The following is a 17,243-nucleotide window of genomic DNA, read 5'->3' as shown; positions in this document are numbered from 1 at the left end:
CGTAGCTCGCTCCCAATGCCCAGCTTAGCGCACCTAGCCAAACGCCTCAGGCCTAGCGCTTCTTCACCTTCGGCATCTTGCCATGTTTGAAGCGCTCACGCTGTTTGGTCAGCTCATAATAATTATTCAGCACCATCGACTCAGCCCTGGGCGCCCCCTGGGCGTGGGAAATACTGACTGCGACCGCTTTATCGGACCACTCAATCGCCTTCTTACGGTTTCCTCGGGCAAACCAAACTTCCGCCATGGTATCCAGATAAGCACCTTGGTTGGGTCGCAGGGACACCGCAGCCTCCGCATGACGTAGCGCATCATCCAAACGCCGCAAGGACCTCGATGCCAACCAAGCCGCTGTATTGTGTGAGTTATGCGCACGAGGAAAACGTTCACAAGCAGCCGCAACATGCTGATAGGTTTCATCAAACCACTGATCGTATTCACGCTGCACTCCCACTCCCCTCAATGCCGGAAAAAACTCATCCGCCAAAACCCCGCTCCCCGGATTCAGACGACAACTCGATCCTAACAATTTAACCCCCTCTTTCTTTTTCCCCACAGTCAGGTAATCCATTCCCCGGTAGAAATCCGCTTTAAAACGCGCATTCAGTATCCCGCCCGTCGACCCCATCCCACGCCCCCGCATTGTAAATCCGGCGTATACCTCGGCAATGGAGGCATGAATCTTCCAGGAGGCTCCTGATTTTTCAGGAGAACTGTAATTCGCCATATACAAAATACTCCGGTCGTAATCCGCTTCTCCAGCTTCCGACATCATGGCCACTCGCTTCCACAGCGACCAAGCTTCATCCGAATAACCAGCATTGGATAGATTCAAAGCGATGGTATTCAATGCTCCCAGATCCCCCATGGTGAGAACCAGGGCCCGATCCAGAACCTCGCGAGCTTTCTGAGCTTGGCCCAGTTTCCTCAGCACCATTGCCCATTTGACCAGGTTATTGTAATTTCCTGGATCTTGTGCCTCGAGCGCCTCATAGGCAGGTTCGACTTTTTGCCACCTCAATAAGGCCGTATCCAAAAACAACTTCGTCTGCTGCCACCTCTCATTCCCCTGGGCAATCTGATCCACCAAGGTAGAAGCGGTTGCCAATTCATGACGCTTGATCGCAAAAGTAAAAAGCGCAAGGTATCGCGCATCCTGGAGCTCTCCCTCGCCCTTGCCAGCCTCATCTACAAGCTCCTGGTGCAAAGCCGCGGTTGCACCATCCTGATCCTTAAGTAACCCGGCCAACAAAGCAATCTGCCGCAGCGATTTATCAGCATCACCGTCGTTGCGTTTTTTGAGCCACGCCCACATCGTGTCCGACTGCTTGGAGGTATCAACCAAATGCCGCACCCCGAGGTCGATCTCACCATCCTCATTGCCACGTGCGATTAACAAGTCCACCGCCTGAGTTCCCAATTCAAAAAGGGGCATATCTTCGATCAAGTCGAACCAAATATCCGCACCGTCATCTTCCAACCCTTTCATCAAAGGTTCCAACACAGCTGATGCATGTTCCGCTTCACCATGCCGGACCAGAAAACCAGCCAACAATAACATATCCAGGTAGCCTTCTTTATCCTCATCCTCAAGTAACTGCTCGCTGTGAGCCTTCACCCAGTCGGTATAAGGGGGAACAGAATCCTTCGGGATCCCCAAGGCCGCGAGTGCCTTTTCCGGTGACTCCGTGCTGTCGTAGTATTCAAAGACCGAGGCCTTGTCAAAACGCTCCATCAACTTCAGAGCCGCATCCCGATAACCATTGGCCGCCAAGCCAGAAACCACGCTTCCCGCAACATCTTCGTTTACCGCCATCCGCTCCAAATCACGGGCCAGCATGTCTGCCTTGTTGCGATCACTTTGAAGCCGGGCTTGCTGAATCTGACAGGCACGCGCCAGCACAGCATCTTGCAGGGCATCATCCATCCCGATTAATAACAACGGTCCCGGATTGCCTACCAGGACCTGAAGCTGGGCTCCCAACCCATCGCTCCCCCCCGACTTGACCTCCTTCAAGGCGCCATCCAGATTACCATGGGCCCGGTGCAGGGCCAAACGCCACTGGCTTCCCTTTTTGCCGGAAAGCTCCCGGGCCTTGGCCAGCTCTTCCTCATACTTCCCTTGTAAGGAGTAAAACCAAGCACGGACAACCAGCGCCTGATCCCCATCCCCACTCAACTGCAAAATCTCAGACGCAAGCTCCAGATCCCCATCAATCACCGCCTCGCGCGCCGCCCGGCTCGCGGTCTTCCTCACCACCCCGGACAGCCTCTCCTGCACCTCGGGGTCTTTTTCCATCCCCGCCAAATGAAGCACCTGCTTCCATTGACCTAGCTCCGTCAACTTCCCCAGAATCTCCACCTTGGTTTTCGTATTACCCCGCGAAAACTTCAATACCAAGGCCTTCACCTCGTCCGAACTGTCAAACAAAACTCCCGCTGAAATATACAACATCAATTCCGACGCCCGGGCTGCGACTTCAGGGTCCTTCCCTCCGGCCACCTTTTTCAAGGCCGGCAACACCTCCTCACCCAATTGCCACAACTCCACCGTTGCCCGCTGACGTTTCTCAAAAGACACATCCGACAGGGCGTTCAGCATCGCACGCACCTCCTCCTCAGTCGGCGGATCCAAGACCCCGGTCGACTCCAGATCAATCGGCTCACCCGATGGCGTATCCGCAAGCACCTCTTGAAACATCGTCGGCGTCAACCACAGAGCAGCACCAGCCATCGCTCCGGCAAAGAACCGGCACCGCCGCTGATCCATCAACGACATGACTCCAGCTGCCCATTTTGCCCCCCGGCACCCAGGCAAGCCATTCACGCCCCGCTCATGCTTACCGCTGATTTTCATGTCTTTCACGTTCGTTTCTACGATTGATTTTGCAATGATATTAGGAAAAAATCACCTAGCTCGATCACCTCTCCCACTTACAGAGAATCAGCGACACCGACGGACATGCTTATTTGACCTTCCTCAGCCAATCCGAGACATCCCCGAAAATGGTTTCCCTCTCATGGTCATACATCAGCAGGTGATAGGAGTCCGGGTAGAGTTTTCGCGTCGCATCCGCATCCGCAGGAAAACGGCCAAACCATTGTTTTACCCGCTCCTCGGAAGTAAAAATATCCTCGCCACCGTGCAGCACCAACACCGGACAATCCGTATCAGCCGCCAGATCACCAAGGGTCTCGGACATTCTACTGAGATGCAAAAGCAAGCGCAGCGTGTACTGCTTGATATACCACGGGTTCTGCACCGCTTGCTGCTCATGGATATCGTCCTTGGTCACCACCGGTCGCTGCCCATCCGAAAGAGTCTCCAGAGAAACCCGAAGCCTGGGCATCAGCATGGCTGACACCTTGGCGGTCCAGTATTTCCACCGGGTAAGCTGCTCATCCACCCCAATAATCGGGGAAGCCATCACCAGCGCATCCGGTTTGCTCTCGCCGTGCGGAGGATGGTGATACGCGTGCAAGACGATCAGCGACCCCATACTTTCACCAAACCAAACAACCTTGGCCTTCGGGTGAAGTTTACGCACCAATCCCGTAAAGGTGTACAAGTCACGATACCAGTCTTTCGGTGAGCGGATGTCGCCACGCCTCTCGACCACAGGATCCATTCCCTGCCCCCGGGTGTCCGCCGCATACAAGGCCGTATCCGTATGCTGTTTCAAAAAATGCTTCCCCAGGTTGTCGTAATCCCCCGCATAGCCGGAAATACCATGCACGCCGATCACGATCATCTTAGGGTTCCGCTGCTTGGGCTCCCACTTACGGTACCCCAGAAAATCACCATCAAATGAAGCATATTGCTTCTCTGCCAAATACGGCTTGGCTGGTTTGGTTTGGTTGGAAGCATTCACATCAAGTTGCGCGGCACAGGATGACAACAGTGCCAGCACCGATACCCACACGAGTTGCCAACACTGCCCTCTCACAGCACTTAGCATACCTTGGAATGTAATGGAAAGCTGCATCTGTTTCACCAGACTCTGCCCCCGATCCCCCAAAATGGCAAGTCCACATCCCGCCCCAGACAGCCAGCGCCCCTAGATTAGGGAAATTATCTCGGTGACGCCTGCGGCGCTGACAGGATGGTCAGGATTTTTAATTTTCAAAGATCAAGTTCTGCCCAAAACCTATCGCTTCCTTCTAAAAAAATCCTGTCCCCCCCCCTCTGGGCACCTTCCATCATGTGAATCCTGTCAGCGCCGCAGGCTGTTAGCCCCTAGCCCGCCCCAGACAGCCAGCGTGGAGAGTCGCAATTTGGGATTGGCATTCCGACAGCATCGCCGCATCATCGTCCGCCGTCCACCACCATGTCCACCGAGCACCTCTCCACCGCCCTGTTCCGCGAAACCCGGGGCCCTGGATTTTTTCGCGTTCTATCCGGAAAAAACGCAGCCTTCTACGTCGATGTGCTCGATGAATTGGAACAGCTCACCGCTGAAAAACCGGACGGACTGGCAAGGGAAGAGGTCATCGCCGTCATCACCGACACCCTGGAGCGCCACCCCGGATTCGAATTCATCGAACTGGAGGACGAATCCCAGGACCCCTCCGAAGCCAGCTCGCCGCGCGACAAAGCCCGACTTCTGCTGCACTACCTCCTGAAATGCCACTGGCTCGATGAACCACCCCAGCGCGATTGGCGGAAAATCATCTACTTCGACGCCCACGGAGCCACCCTGATCCAAGCCCTGCGTAAAATCGCCTGGCCAGACGCCGCCGTCTTCACCGACAAACTCATCGGCGTCTGCTCAATGCTCGCCGATGAATCCAGCCTCTCGGACACTCCATGGCAAACCGTCGAAAACTGCATCGCCAACGTCAAAGACGGGCTCTCGGAACTGCAGTCGATGCAAAAATCCATCCAGCGCTTCACTCGGCGCCAGCTCGAAGAAGAAACCCTCAAAGGCAATCTCAGCGTCGTCTTCGATGATTACACCGAACAGATGTCACACGCCTGTTACGCCGAGATGGTCCGCTCCCGGCTCCCACTCCGGCTTCCCGCCGCAGTCAACCGCATCACCAAACGCCTGATGTCGGACGCGTCCGCCTTCTCCGATATGCAAACCGAGGTTCTGAGGCGCCACCCCGACATGAGCGCCGAGACCGCCCGGGCCATGGTCGGCAACACCCTCGACGAACTCATCACTTTGATCGAACGCGTCATGCCGATGGCCGATGAAATCGACCGCCGCACCGCCGACTTCATTCGCCGATCACTCGCCCGATTCCGCTACCTCCAGGACGTCACCGGTGAGCGTCGCGGAGAGGTCAAAGCCTTTTTCGACACCCTGAATAACAGGCACGCTGGAAAAAAAATCACCCAAGTCACCCAGATAGACGAATCCTTTCCCGCCTTCCGACTCCCCTCAGCCTCCATTCCCGCCGGTCTCGACTCCCTCTATAAACCGCCAATCAAACGACCCGACCTCAAACAGGACTCCTTCGACGAGGCCATCGAAGAAGGCGACCGCGAGGGAGCCCTCAGCGATATGGGCCGCGCTCTCAAGGAGTCCCTCTCGGCCCACCGGGCCAATAGCTACGTCAAATCTCTCCCCGGCGGCAAAGGGATCTGTATCGCCAGCGCCGATCTCCCACTCGAAGGAGAAGCCGGATTCTCAGACCTCATCTCCCTGCTACTACATGCCGAATCCAATGGCGTCCGCTACCGATTGGAAGTCGACCGTGTGGAACAAGAATCCATCCCCCCCGAAACCGACCCTCTCCCCGGCTGCAGCGTAGAGCGCTTCACCCTGATCAAAAAATAGTCTTCAGAACTTCCGTCCTTCATCTAACTACGCCAAATACAAACACCCACAGCTTGTCCAGCACCCATTCACCAAACACCTACTTCCCTACTTCCCTACTTCCCAACTTCCCAACTTCCCACCTTCCCACCTTCCCACCTTCCCATGGCCGACGCACCACCACAAGCACCCACCCAGGATGCCTTTGAATCCGAGCAAGCAGAACCTCTGATCAACCTGCCGGAACACGACCGAGAACGACTCGGTGAAGCCATCCAACAATTGCTGGCAAGCGGATCCATCTCAGGCCATCGCTCGGACACCCTCTACCACTGGTGCCGACAACATCTCGAGCCCCTCAAGGAATACGCCACCGTCGCAGGGCTGGACATCGCCATGTTTCATGATGAGCGCCTGATCCAGGCGATTCCTCACGTCAGCTCGCTGCGCCTACGACTACGCAAGGACGAAACCATTGTCTGGCTCGCCCTCTGGTACGCCGGTGACATCCGCTGGCGCGACGAAGGAAACGACCAGGCATTTCTCTCGGTTTCCGAACTCAACGCTCTGATTCAGGACCAATTACTCCCCGACCTCAGCGGCCAGATCGCTCAAGGAAGACTCCGTGAAATTCTCCGCAAAGCCGTCCGCTTCAACCTGATCAAGATGGAATCCTCCGACCCCTTCGAGGAATCCGGCATCGAGGTCCTACCCGCCATCCGCCGCGCCGTTCCCTTCCACGACCTCACCGAGTGGTGCGAGCTCGCCCGGGATTTTAACCCGCAGGATGCCAAACATCCGGACGAACTCCCGGAAAATCCCCTGGATGAAGAACCGATGGAAACCATCGAAGATGAACCAAGCGACGAAGCCGCAACAAACGAAACATCAAGCGCCGATCCACAGCCATGAGCCGGGCCATCAACCTATCCAAAATCCACGCACTCAACTGGTACGGCTACCGAGACAGCCTACCCGTCAAAGGCAACCTCGTCCTCGCCGGCGTCACCGGCTCAGGGAAATCTATCCTCATGGATTTGCTGATGCTTGTCCTCGTCGGCCCCGAACGCGCACGCCATCACTTCAACCGTAGCGCCACCGGCGGAAAAAGTGACCGGACCATCAAAAGTTACTGCCTGCTCGATACCAAACGGGAGGAAAACGGCCAACCCCAATACTTCCACCACAAAGGAATCACCACCTACATCGCAGCCGAGTTCACTTGGCCCGATGGCCAGCGTGTCGAAACCTGGGGACTCCGACTCGAATACCGCGGCGTCTCCGAACACGAAGGAAACATCACCCCGTTCTTCTGTCCCGCATCCCTCGAACGGGACGATTTTCTCCGCCGCTCCGAACACGACGGCAAACAGTACCCGGCCACCATGGCCGAGTTCAAACAACTCATCGATTCCCACCAGGGACGGCTATTCAGTTCCTCGCGCGAATACCTGCGCGATATGTCCAACCCCAGCCACCTCAACTTCAACCAGGATGTCATCCAACGGCTACTGCCCTCCGCGATGTCATTCACCAACCTCAAAAGCTTCGACGACTTCTGCCGTCAGTTTGTCCTGCCCAGCGAGGGCATCCCGGTCGAGGATGTCATCTCCAGCTTTCGCGATTTCGAAACCTATGAACGCGAACTTCACGACCTGCGCGGCCAACTCGAGCGGCTGCTCGCCATCCGCACCCATGCCACCACCCTGAAGCAAGCGCAGCAAGACCAGGAGGTGGCACGCTACCTCACATCGGAAACCGCCTTTGCCTTCGCCAAGGACCTCTTCGACCACGGCCAACAACACCTCGACCAACTCCGTAAAGAAAATGAGGAGGATGAACAGCGCCTCGCTGAAATCGGCGAATTATTAACAGAGGTCCAGAGACGACGTGACACCTGCACCGCCCTGCTCAACGAATCCGAGGAAGGACGCTTCTACAAACGGCTCTGCGATGAGCTCGAGGAAATGGAAAAACGGCTCGAGCAACTGCGCAACATTTCCGCCAAAGTCGATAGAGACATCGGAAACCGACTCCAACAAGCGAAGCAGTGGGCTCAGGAAATCGCCCAGGCCCCTTGTGACCCACCGGTCAACACCGCCGAGTTCCTCACTGAAATCAAACTCCTCGATGGCTGCAAACAGGAAGAAAATGCCAACCACCTCTCACTCTTGGCCGCGGCCGCCGACAAACTGTGTAAAAAAATCCGCGATAGCTTCCGCAAAGAAGACGAACAACTGCGCCAATTTCGCCGGGAACAGGAAGAGCTCCAACGCCACATTTCCCTCCTCCAGCAAGGGCTCCCTCCACACCCCCAGCCACTCCTAACAGCCCTGCAAAGCCAGCTCCCCGTCCTGCCCGGAGAAACACCACCCCAGGCAGCACGCGAACTCTACGAGATCACCGACGAATCATGGCGTGCCGCCGCCGAAATGGCCTTCAGCCAAAAATTCTCCGTCTTTGTCAGCTCCGATCACTTCGAAGCCGCAAGCAACATCCTGAAATCCCTCCCGGAGTCCGAGATCCAACAGAGCCAAGGGCAGGAGTTGATCGACCGCGGGGCCATCACATCCAAACCCGGCAAGTCAGGGAAAATCAAAAAGAACGCCCTCGCCGGATTGTTCTCCTGCGATGACCCCGCCGCTCGTAGCTACATCGACCAACACTTTGGCAAGCTGATCCGCGTTCAGTCTTCCGACGAACTTCACCAACACGACTCCGCCATCTCCATCGATGGCATCATCAAATGCGGCGCCACCATCAGCCGCCCTCCCGGATACGACGGCACCCCCTTCATCGGTGAGTCCGGACTGCAGCGCCAACTTGAATCGAAACAAAGCCGACTGCGCGAAATCGAGGCCGAACTGCGCCGACTCGAACCCATCGAAACCGAAGTCCAACGACTGATCACCGAGCGCAATAACAAGATCCCGCACCACACCGAGCTCACCCGGCAATTGATCCGGATCGAAGAGCTCCCCGGACTGGAAAGCAAGCACGCCGAAGGTATGGCTCAGCTTCAGGCGGTCTCCACCGATCAGCTCGAACAACTCGAGCAGGAAATCCACGACCTCGAAGCCCAGGCACAGGCGCTGCAATCTGAAAACACCAGCATCCTGCGCAAAGGAGGTATCGGCGAAATCCGCCGCACCGAAAAAGAACTCGCCAACTACAAGGAAGAATACCTACGCCGTGAGCAGGAGTTTTTGAAAATCCAGCAGGCAATCAATATCTACCCGCACCAGGCACGCTACGACGAGTGGAAACAGGACATGGCGGAGCGCTTCCCCGCCCTCGATGTCCAGCGCAGAGAGTTCTCCAAAGCCGCCCAGGCTGCCGAACAATCCTCCAGCCAAAGCAGCGCCGAAATCACCATTGCCATGGCCGATTTCAAACGGGAATACCACCCGAAGTTCGACGACCTGCCGGATACACCCCATGAAACCGATGCCTACGAACGCATCCTGCAAAGCATCGAAAATGCAGATATTCCATCCTACGAAAAAAAATCCAAGCAGGAGCGTCGCCGATGGGAGTCCCTGTTCCGCACCCAGGTGCTCAGCCGGATGCAACAGGCACTCAACAACGTCGAAAACATCATCTCGCTGCTCAACGTCCAACTCAAACAGCCGATCGGCCACGACCGCTACAAGATTGCCAAAAAAGCCAACCCGGATTTCAAAGTCTACCGCGAACTCATCGACCGCAACGCCCTGCACCACGAAGACGAATTGTTTTTCGCCAGTATGGGTGAGGAACTCAAACAAGCACTCGAAGACTTCCTCCAGATCCTCACCCGCAAGGGGAGCAACAGCCCGGAAGCCGCCCGCTTGCTCGACTACCGGCAATACTTCGATTACGATCTTCTGGTCACCGACATCCGCGACCCGAAACTCAAACCGGTCAGTGTCGACAAACAAAGTGGCAAGATGAGTGGAGGCGAAAACCAAAGCCCGTACTTTGTCGCCATCCTCGCCAGTTACCTGCACGCCTACAAACGTCACGAAACCCGGCGCAAGGAGCCATCCCTCGCCCTCGTTCCCATCGATGAGGCGTTCTCCAAACTCTCAGGCGAACGAATCCAGAACTGCATCCTCGCCATGGCCCAACTCGACCTCCAAGGTATGTTCTCGATGTCCAGCGGCAACATCCCCTACGCCTTCAGCCAGTGCGACGAACTCATCGTCATCTCCCGAAAAGAAGAACGCCGCGGCAAACGCATCGGCGTGCGCAACGTTCCCGTCGTCCTCTTCCGCGACAGCAAAGACGGCAAGGACTGGATGAAAGCCAACGGCCTGGAGAAATAGACCTCACTCCTTCCGCTGATCTCCCATCTCCCATCTCCCATCTCCCATCTCCCATCTCCCATCTCCCATCTCCCATCTCCCATCTCCCATCTCCCATCTCCCATCTCCCATCTCCCATCTCCCATCTTCCATCTTCCATCTTCCATCTTCCATCTTCAACCTCCCATGCCACTCCAGCATCTTGCCAAAATCTATCAAAAATCCGCAGCTGGAATGGGGCGTGCTCAAAGTTCGACGTTTCGAATCGACTACGAAAAATTCCTCCGCTCAGCCGGGCTCGCCGATGGTGATGAGAGAGAGATCGCCGAACAAAAACTCCGCTCAGCCGAGGCTCGATCAGGCAAACTGCTTCGTATCGATCGAAATCCTAAAAGCCACGAACCCGAACGCATTCGACTAACGCTGCCCGATGGAGAACTCTGGCTGTTCGAACAAATCGGCACGCCATCTCCAACACAATTACGAGAAGATCTCGCCCGTGTATTTGAGCAAGAATTATAGGGTTTTGTAAAAAACTGATCTCCTGTAACCTGAATAGACAGTGAGGAAAACAAGACTGGTGAAAGAAATAGTGGCGAGTGAAAAAAGGGTGCGGTGCAATCCGTTATATGGATCAATGACTTCCATGGAACACGTGTATTTGGTACCGGTTTTGGGCCTTCTGATACGTTTAGCGACCCTGTGTTCCTTGATCTATTGATCCCGAGGTATCCTCTGGTCAGCCGGAAATCTGGAATATAAATAATTGATTTTTCTATTTTATTATCTATAACTTGCGGGAGGAATTGGGAGTTGTTCCATTCCATAGACAGTTTATTTAAATCTTAAACGATACCAATGCGAAAAAAATCTATTCTTTTAGCCTTACTTCTTTTCGGCAACGCCAATGCATCCACGCAGGTATACTGGGATATGCCCAATATAGTGGATGAAGTTTTTAAAATCGATAATGTGACTCCACTGTCTGCCAATTCCGTCTGGCAGTTAATTTGGACTCCAGACGGAGTTATTTCTTCTTTTAATTCAACCAATCCTTTTGAGGTGGATTCCTCCGAAGTGGTTATGTTTGAATTTAATAATCCCAATGGATCCTATGTTGTAGGGGAAACTGTGGATGAGGCGTCTGATATCTATGTGGGCGGCTATGTATATACTCGTGTTTTTGATTATACCGGCGCCACTTCGGGGTTTAATCTGCTTGACCTCGATGGCATGATGTATGCGGAATCTGGTGTGTCGGGGCAACTTGAAAAAATCGATGCGGTCCCTGCAGGAAGTAGTACAACTCATAATCCATTTGCTGGACCTACTGTGGTTGATCAGACTTTTAATGTTGTCCCCGAACCCGCTAGCATTGCCTTTCTGTTGATGGGGTTTGGCGGGTTGGTTGGATTCCGGAAGCGCATGCGTTAGGACGTATTTTGGCTGACTCTATAGGTCTTGAAAGTGTGGATTTTTCAGCTTTAATATTCCTCTCCCTGCAAGTCCTTTAGCGCCTCTCTGAAAGAAAATCACAATCTATCAATTCAGTTCAGCTGTAATTAAAAGCAATTGAAGGGTCATGGAAGGGGACATGCGTGTGGAAGGGGAAGAGATTCGGTGCATTTCCTACTTTTTACCCGCTTCGCCAGGTGGTGGTCAGGCCGAGGATTGTGGTTAACGAATGTTAGTAAATTGTTATAAAGGGGACAGTGCATTGATTGTAAGGTTTTTTCTATCTCTTTATACATTATAGGTCGTCCTTCGTTTTGGAACCATTGTTGAATTACTTCCAATCGATTTTTTTGATCGCCGGAGGCATAGAAGGCGGCTTGATCAAAGAGATCGCGTGATTTCCAATCCATGGTTCCTGCAAGTCGATCTTTGACGTAGGGTGTGGGTGATCACATTTTGAGAAGTGGTCCTTCGTGTTCGATGGTGAGAAATGATCTCACGCCAAGCCGCTAAGACGCAAAGCCAGCAACATGCTCTTCCCTTGGCGACTTATACCATTTGATCAGTTAAATTGGCTGAATGGCACTGAAGGTTTTCGATTTTAACTAGGCGCAAGGAAGGCGCATAGCAGGCTATGCAACTGACGCGCAACAACGGTAAAATCTAAAAGACTCAGTGCCCTCTTGCCATTCAGCTTGCTGACTGACTCATCATCTTAAACTCAAACCATTCTGCCAATTTAACTGGGAGAATGGTATTAGCGCCTTTGCGTGAGCCTAAAATACAGCTTTGCATCCAGGGCTCGCACCTTAAGGGTAAGGTTTTACTCGATACCGGCTGGCTCCTCTTTTTTTTTAACCTTTGAATGAATGGCATAGGGAGATATAAGGGGCGGTTGTTCGGAATTCACCCCCAAATACATCATGAACATAAACAATCTTCTATCACTCGTTACCTCTTTACTTTGTGCGCTGCTTCTCAGCCAGTGCGCTACAAATCGTGTTCCCCCATTGAATCCCGGTGAGGCCTATTTCAAAGCCAAGCCCGAAAAAGAACACCGAGGTGGACTATCAGGTATACGTATCGTTTCTGTGAACGGCAAAAAAGTCAGCGGTAGTGCCGCGCGCGTGCCGAGTGGTCCGGTGAAGGCCGTCGTGGCCTTTGATTGGCCAAAAGTTGGTAAAAAAACGGTCCCAATGAGCTTCCATGCCAAGGATGGCCATAGCTACTTTGTTAAATACGACGTCTATCCTGATCAGACATTATCGGGGGGAGGTTTCAATTCCTCGTTTGACGTTTCAAAATCCCTTATAGGCGGTTCGCCGGAGGCGGCATTGTTGCTTCCTTTGACAGCTGCTGCCGATGTTACGATTGCAGGGGTAACGCATGTTAACAACATGTCAGGCTCAACGTCGTTAGCGACCCATTACATCGATTTGTTTGTCATTTCCAACCTGTCGTCCGAAGGTGTTGTTAGCCGAGTCCGTTCTTTGCCCCCAGAAAAAGTCCGATAGAATGAAAAGACCTGTCTCTTTGTGCGTCCTTTTTGGGTTTTGACCAAGCGATTAAGCTCAGGGAAAACAAGACAGCATGCATGGGAACAGACCTTGCGAACACATCCCTCCAAAAAAATGCCCATTTCTAGCAGTCAGTTAATCATTCATCGTTCTGCGAAAATGGCTGCTATCATGAATGAAGACTAGTTAGTAAAAATCACGACAACACATTACCTCCACCCCATGAAAAATACGAAAATACCACACGACAGCTGCGCAAAAACAAAGTCCCGTATGAAGCGAACAGCTCCCGCCCTCACCGTCATTCTTTTGGCCGTTTTGGGCGCATCGGCCATCAATGCGCAGGAACTTCCTGATTTAACCAGCATATCAAAGAAAGCGCCGGATGGATTACGGGAGAAGACTCAGACAAAGCGATCAGCACTCTTCTACATCGCCAGACCCACCCAAAATGGAGTCGCCGTCGAGGTCGGATTTTTCTTTGGTGAGAAGGGGCTGGCTGTGTGTCACCTGCGGCCATTCTGCAGGAAAGAGGAGCTCAAGTTTCACTTGGCAGACAAGCATAAAACCCCGCTCAAGGCTCCCACTGTGGTAGCAACATTCCCCAAGGAGGAACTGGCCCTGATCAAGTTCGCCGACAAGCCAAAGGGCGCGACCTCGCTCAGCATCTCAACGGAAGCGACTCCGGTCGGATCCTGGATAGCGGTCCTTTCGCCTGAAGTCGCCTCGGATCTGGTTTTAGGACCCATCCTGTCCCACCGGACCACTGCAATCAACTATGAAATGAAGAACCCAGAGGCGCCGGCAAAGCAGTTCAGTTTTGCGACGGGTCGCGGTCCGCGCCAAAATGCGGCACTTTTCAGAGGGGCACCTCTTCTCAACCTACGCGGTGAAGTTGTAGCGCTGTACCACAGTCCTCTGCCACTTCCGATCCAGACCTTCAGACTGGCTACTCCCACTCAGGGACTCTCTGACCGTATCGCCGGGGCGGTGAAAAAAGGCGAACGCTTGGATACCCCTCTACGGGCAGAAGACCATGGATTCGATCCCGTGGAATTCACCGACGAATGGCAGGAGTTGCAAATCCCTCTCCATAAAAGAAATATAGATTTTGCCAAGGCCGACCAACTTGTCAGAGACTTGGTCGAAAAATTCCCGAATAGTTTCCTAGTGCAACAGAAGCAATTCACTATTGAGAACATGAAACTAAGATCTAGCTCAGCGAATCCGACTAAGTTCGTCGAACTTGCGAAGGGTCTCAAACATTTGGCCAAAGATCACGCGGCTGCAGAAGCCTTCTATCTGGTCTGTCTAGGGGACGCCTTGTTTGCTGCGGGCAAGATCGAAGAAGCCACGGCGGCTCTCAAAAAGGCCGACAAACTCTATCCAGCTGGAGGGTCTGCTGGGACTCTCGCTCACATGTACGCGAAAAAGGGCAATTGGGAACAAGCCGAGTACTACTATCGGCGCATCATACTCTTAACCCCTGAGAGAATCGCTTTCTGGGATGATCTCCAGACAGTCCTTATTTCTCGCGGCAAAATGAAGGAGGCCGATGAGGTTTCTGATAGGGTTTTTCTTTTGGAGGACTTTTATCGCAGTCGCTGATGAGAAATCATCTCACGCCAAGCCGCTAAACATACAGCCTTGGAAGAATGTGCAACGTCACATGCAGGCAGTTGGTTCCTTTCAATCGATCAGGGTTTTAGCCAGAGTCTGCAAAGGCTTGAGATCTGAGTCTTTCAATTGATGGATGTGACGATAGAAGATCTTGTTTCCTCAGAATTCAATGTGAGGTAGCTCTGGACGAGATCAAGGAGGGCTTTTCTACTTGTGGCAATATCAGTAAATTGTAACCTCTGAACATTCCTGTTATGCGCTCTCTATTTTCACTCATTGCTTTATATTTTTTTACTTTAACAGTTTCTCACGCAGCTCCACCGAATATCATTCTTATTATATCAGATGACGCTGGTTATGTGGATTATGGATTTATGGGGAGCAAGGAGATGATCACACCGAACATTGATAAACTTGCATCCTCAGGCACTATTTTTTCTCAAGCGTATGTGCAATCCACGTGTAGTCCTTCACGGGCAAGCCTAATGACAGGGTTGATCCAACAGCGGCTTGGTTTTGATCGCAATAATGGAAACTCGACCACGGTTAAAAATGACGGGCTTGAGCCTGATAACGTGCTTATTTTTGAACGTTTGAAGAAGCTTGGCTATACAACAGGAGTCATTGGAAAGTGGCATGTTGGGGCGGTGAAAGGCTATAACCGCCCAGAAGACCAGGGGGTTGATGATTTTTATGGTTTTTTAGGAGGGGGGCGCCAGTATTTTGGAATAGCCAAGGCAGAAAACCAGCGCGTGATGCGTAACCAAAAAGATATCAGTGCTCTCTGGCAAAACGAAGGAAACGCCAAGGATAATGACCCTAAAAAAGGACGATATCTTACCGATGCCTTAGGTGATGAAGCGGCTGCTTTTATCGACAGGCATCATAAGGAAACAAAACCGTTTTTCCTCTACGTCGCCTTCAACAGTCCTCATACGCCATTGCAGGCAAAAAGTCAGGATTTAGCTCGTTTTCCAAAGCTGGAAGGGAAGCGTAAGATTGTAGCAGCCATGAACTTAGCTATGGATCGCTCTGTGGGCAAAATTGTGAACCAGCTGGATAAACATCAGATTCGTAAAAACACCCTGATTGTGTTTATCAATGATAATGGAGGGCAAATTGCATATGGAAATTATAATGGTGAACTGCGTGGAGGAAAAGGGAGCACCTATGAAGGAGGTATTCGTACGCCCATGATTTTTGCCGGACCTCATATAAAAGAAGGGGCGCATTACCCTCACCCTGTGAGTTCACTCGATTTCATGTCTACATTTGTAAATTTAGCCGGAGGCAAAGTTCATTTTCCAACAGATGGTGTCAATTTACTCCCCTACCTGAACGGAAAAATTTCCGAACGACCTCACCAAACCCTCTTTTTCCGTCATATAGGCAATCAATCCTTACGCCATGGTGATTGGAAAATTCAGACAGTGAACGCCCCGTCTGGTTATGAGACTCATAAAGCAAAAGGAGATAAACCACAAAAAGTGAGCTATGAACTTTATAATCTGACGGACGACCCTTACGAAAAAAATGATCTCGCCAGCAAGCATCCCAAAAAAGTGAAAGAATTACTGAGGCTTTTTGTTGATTATGAAACTAGTTTTCCGAAACCTCGCTGGGGCAGGTTTGGTAAACAGGACCGGAACCTCGCCAATACATTTACCTATCAGGGGCATGACCAAAATAAGAGCATCTCCAAGTGGAACGACCTAAAGGGGTGGAAAGAATTAAATAGCTCTGTAAAGAGCCCGCATATGAGCAATCAAGATGGCTGTCTCAACACAGTCTTAAAATTTCCAGTCAATTCAGGAAACAGTTATACTGCGGAAAATAACCTCACTAGCATGTCGGGGCATGCATTTATTGTAAACAGCCTTCGTTTTGAAGGAGACCAAGGGAAAATCACCCTTGCGGGGAATCCCGTCACCTTGGTGGCTAATGAGCAAGGCGGGCTACCAAGCATCTCTGTCTCAGGAACAGCATCTCAAGCATTTATCGATTTGCCATTAATTCCCCGTGTGGCAACCAATGTCACAGTAGCCTCTGGAAGCTCTCTTCACATTACGAAGCCCTTATTAGCCCCACTAAACACGGCAGCAGGTAAACTCACACTAAATGGCCAGCTTATTCTCAGTCAATCCATGGTATTTTCTGAGGCGACGATTCAAGGGAAGAGCTTAACTTCTGGTGTCTATTCGGCAAAACAATTGGCAGAACGCTTCCCTGAACAAATCTCCCCCAAAGGTGGCAGCATCACCATTCAAAAGAACAAATAATCGGGCAGATCCATCTATAAATGGGTCAGTCAAAGAAATGGTGCATCTATTGTCTGGCTTTTTCCAACTCATCTAACGACTTCGGGTCGTCCGTTGTTTTGGCACCACTGTTGAAGCGAGTCCCCATCGATTTTTAGATCGCCAAAGGCGTACCAAAACAAACTTTGACATAGGATGTGGGTGATCAAATGATCTCACGCTAAGCCGCTAAGCCGCTAAGCCGCTAAGCCGCTAAGCCGCTAAGCCGCTAAGCCTCCAAGCCGCAAAGCTGGCAACATGCTCTTCCCTTGGCGACCTAGCGCCTTTGCGTGAATCCCTGAA

10 protein-coding genes are annotated in these 17,243 nt (G+C 52.3%); 8 read left to right on the top strand and 2 right to left on the bottom strand.

The window, feature by feature from the left end; translation table 11 throughout:
- Positions 1-52: 52 nt before the first annotated feature.
- Entirely contained in the window at positions 53-2,866 is a 2,814-nt protein-coding gene (locus HW115_RS05225) for a UDP-N-acetylglucosamine--peptide N-acetylglucosaminyltransferase SPINDLY family protein (RefSeq protein WP_178931545.1), read from the bottom strand.
- Between the two features lie 100 nt (positions 2,867-2,966).
- On the bottom strand, positions 2,967-3,986 hold the full coding sequence (locus tag HW115_RS05220; protein WP_178931544.1) for an alpha/beta fold hydrolase: 1,020 nt from the start codon (positions 3,984-3,986) through the stop codon (positions 2,967-2,969).
- A gap of 342 nt (positions 3,987-4,328) precedes the next feature.
- Here HW115_RS05220 and HW115_RS05215 point away from each other — a divergent pair, with 342 nt between their 5' ends.
- The 8 genes from HW115_RS05215 to HW115_RS05180 all read left to right on the top strand — a co-directional run bounded on the left by HW115_RS05215 (position 4,329) and on the right by HW115_RS05180 (position 16,922).
- Entirely contained in the window at positions 4,329-5,786 is a 1,458-nt protein-coding gene (locus tag HW115_RS05215; RefSeq protein WP_178931543.1) for a Wadjet anti-phage system protein JetA family protein, read from the top strand.
- Positions 5,787-5,930: 144 nt separating this feature from the next.
- Positions 5,931-6,677, top strand: a complete 747-nt coding sequence (locus tag HW115_RS05210) for a DUF4194 domain-containing protein (RefSeq protein WP_178931542.1) — start codon at positions 5,931-5,933, stop codon at positions 6,675-6,677.
- A complete protein-coding gene (locus HW115_RS05205) occupies positions 6,674-10,072 on the top strand; it encodes an SbcC/MukB-like Walker B domain-containing protein (protein WP_178931541.1) in 3,399 nt (1,132 codons plus the stop codon). The genes HW115_RS05210 and HW115_RS05205 overlap by 4 nt, the downstream gene beginning before the upstream one ends.
- 165 nt (positions 10,073-10,237) lie before the next feature.
- Positions 10,238-10,573, top strand: a complete 336-nt coding sequence (locus HW115_RS05200; protein ID WP_178931540.1) for a hypothetical protein — start codon at positions 10,238-10,240, stop codon at positions 10,571-10,573.
- A gap of 336 nt (positions 10,574-10,909) precedes the next feature.
- The gene (locus tag HW115_RS05195; RefSeq protein ID WP_178931539.1) at positions 10,910-11,485 is read left to right on the top strand and encodes a VPLPA-CTERM sorting domain-containing protein; all 576 of its coding nucleotides are present in this window, start codon (positions 10,910-10,912) and stop codon (positions 11,483-11,485) included.
- Between the two features lie 944 nt (positions 11,486-12,429).
- The gene (locus tag HW115_RS05190; RefSeq protein ID WP_178931538.1) at positions 12,430-13,020 is read left to right on the top strand and encodes a hypothetical protein; all 591 of its coding nucleotides are present in this window, start codon (positions 12,430-12,432) and stop codon (positions 13,018-13,020) included.
- Positions 13,021-13,245: 225 nt separating this feature from the next.
- Entirely contained in the window at positions 13,246-14,631 is a 1,386-nt protein-coding gene (locus HW115_RS05185) for a hypothetical protein (protein ID WP_178931537.1), read from the top strand.
- 266 nt (positions 14,632-14,897) lie between these two features.
- Entirely contained in the window at positions 14,898-16,922 is a 2,025-nt protein-coding gene (locus HW115_RS05180) for a sulfatase-like hydrolase/transferase (RefSeq protein WP_178931536.1), read from the top strand.
- Positions 16,923-17,243 lie beyond the last annotated feature (321 nt).

It is taken from the genome of Oceaniferula marina, assembly GCF_013391475.1.
Taxonomy (GTDB): Bacteria; Verrucomicrobiota; Verrucomicrobiia; order Verrucomicrobiales; family Akkermansiaceae; genus Oceaniferula; species Oceaniferula marina.
The sequence above is the reverse complement of the archived record's forward strand: the minus strand, read 5'-3'. Positions and strand labels throughout refer to the sequence as shown.

Coding starts and splice junctions, on each gene's coding strand:
- HW115_RS05185 (WP_178931537.1), top strand. CDS start 13,246: ATGAAAAATACGAAAATACCACACGACAGCTGCGCAAAAACAAAGTCC.
- HW115_RS05215 (WP_178931543.1), top strand. CDS start 4,329: ATGTCCACCGAGCACCTCTCCACCGCCCTGTTCCGCGAAACCCGGGGC.
- HW115_RS05200 (WP_178931540.1), top strand. CDS start 10,238: ATGCCACTCCAGCATCTTGCCAAAATCTATCAAAAATCCGCAGCTGGA.
- HW115_RS05180 (WP_178931536.1), top strand. CDS start 14,898: ATGCGCTCTCTATTTTCACTCATTGCTTTATATTTTTTTACTTTAACA.
- HW115_RS05205 (WP_178931541.1), top strand. CDS start 6,674: ATGAGCCGGGCCATCAACCTATCCAAAATCCACGCACTCAACTGGTAC.
- HW115_RS05195 (WP_178931539.1), top strand. CDS start 10,910: ATGCGAAAAAAATCTATTCTTTTAGCCTTACTTCTTTTCGGCAACGCC.
- HW115_RS05190 (WP_178931538.1), top strand. CDS start 12,430: ATGAACATAAACAATCTTCTATCACTCGTTACCTCTTTACTTTGTGCG.
- HW115_RS05220 (WP_178931544.1), bottom strand. CDS start 3,986: ATGCAGCTTTCCATTACATTCCAAGGTATGCTAAGTGCTGTGAGAGGG.
- HW115_RS05210 (WP_178931542.1), top strand. CDS start 5,931: ATGGCCGACGCACCACCACAAGCACCCACCCAGGATGCCTTTGAATCC.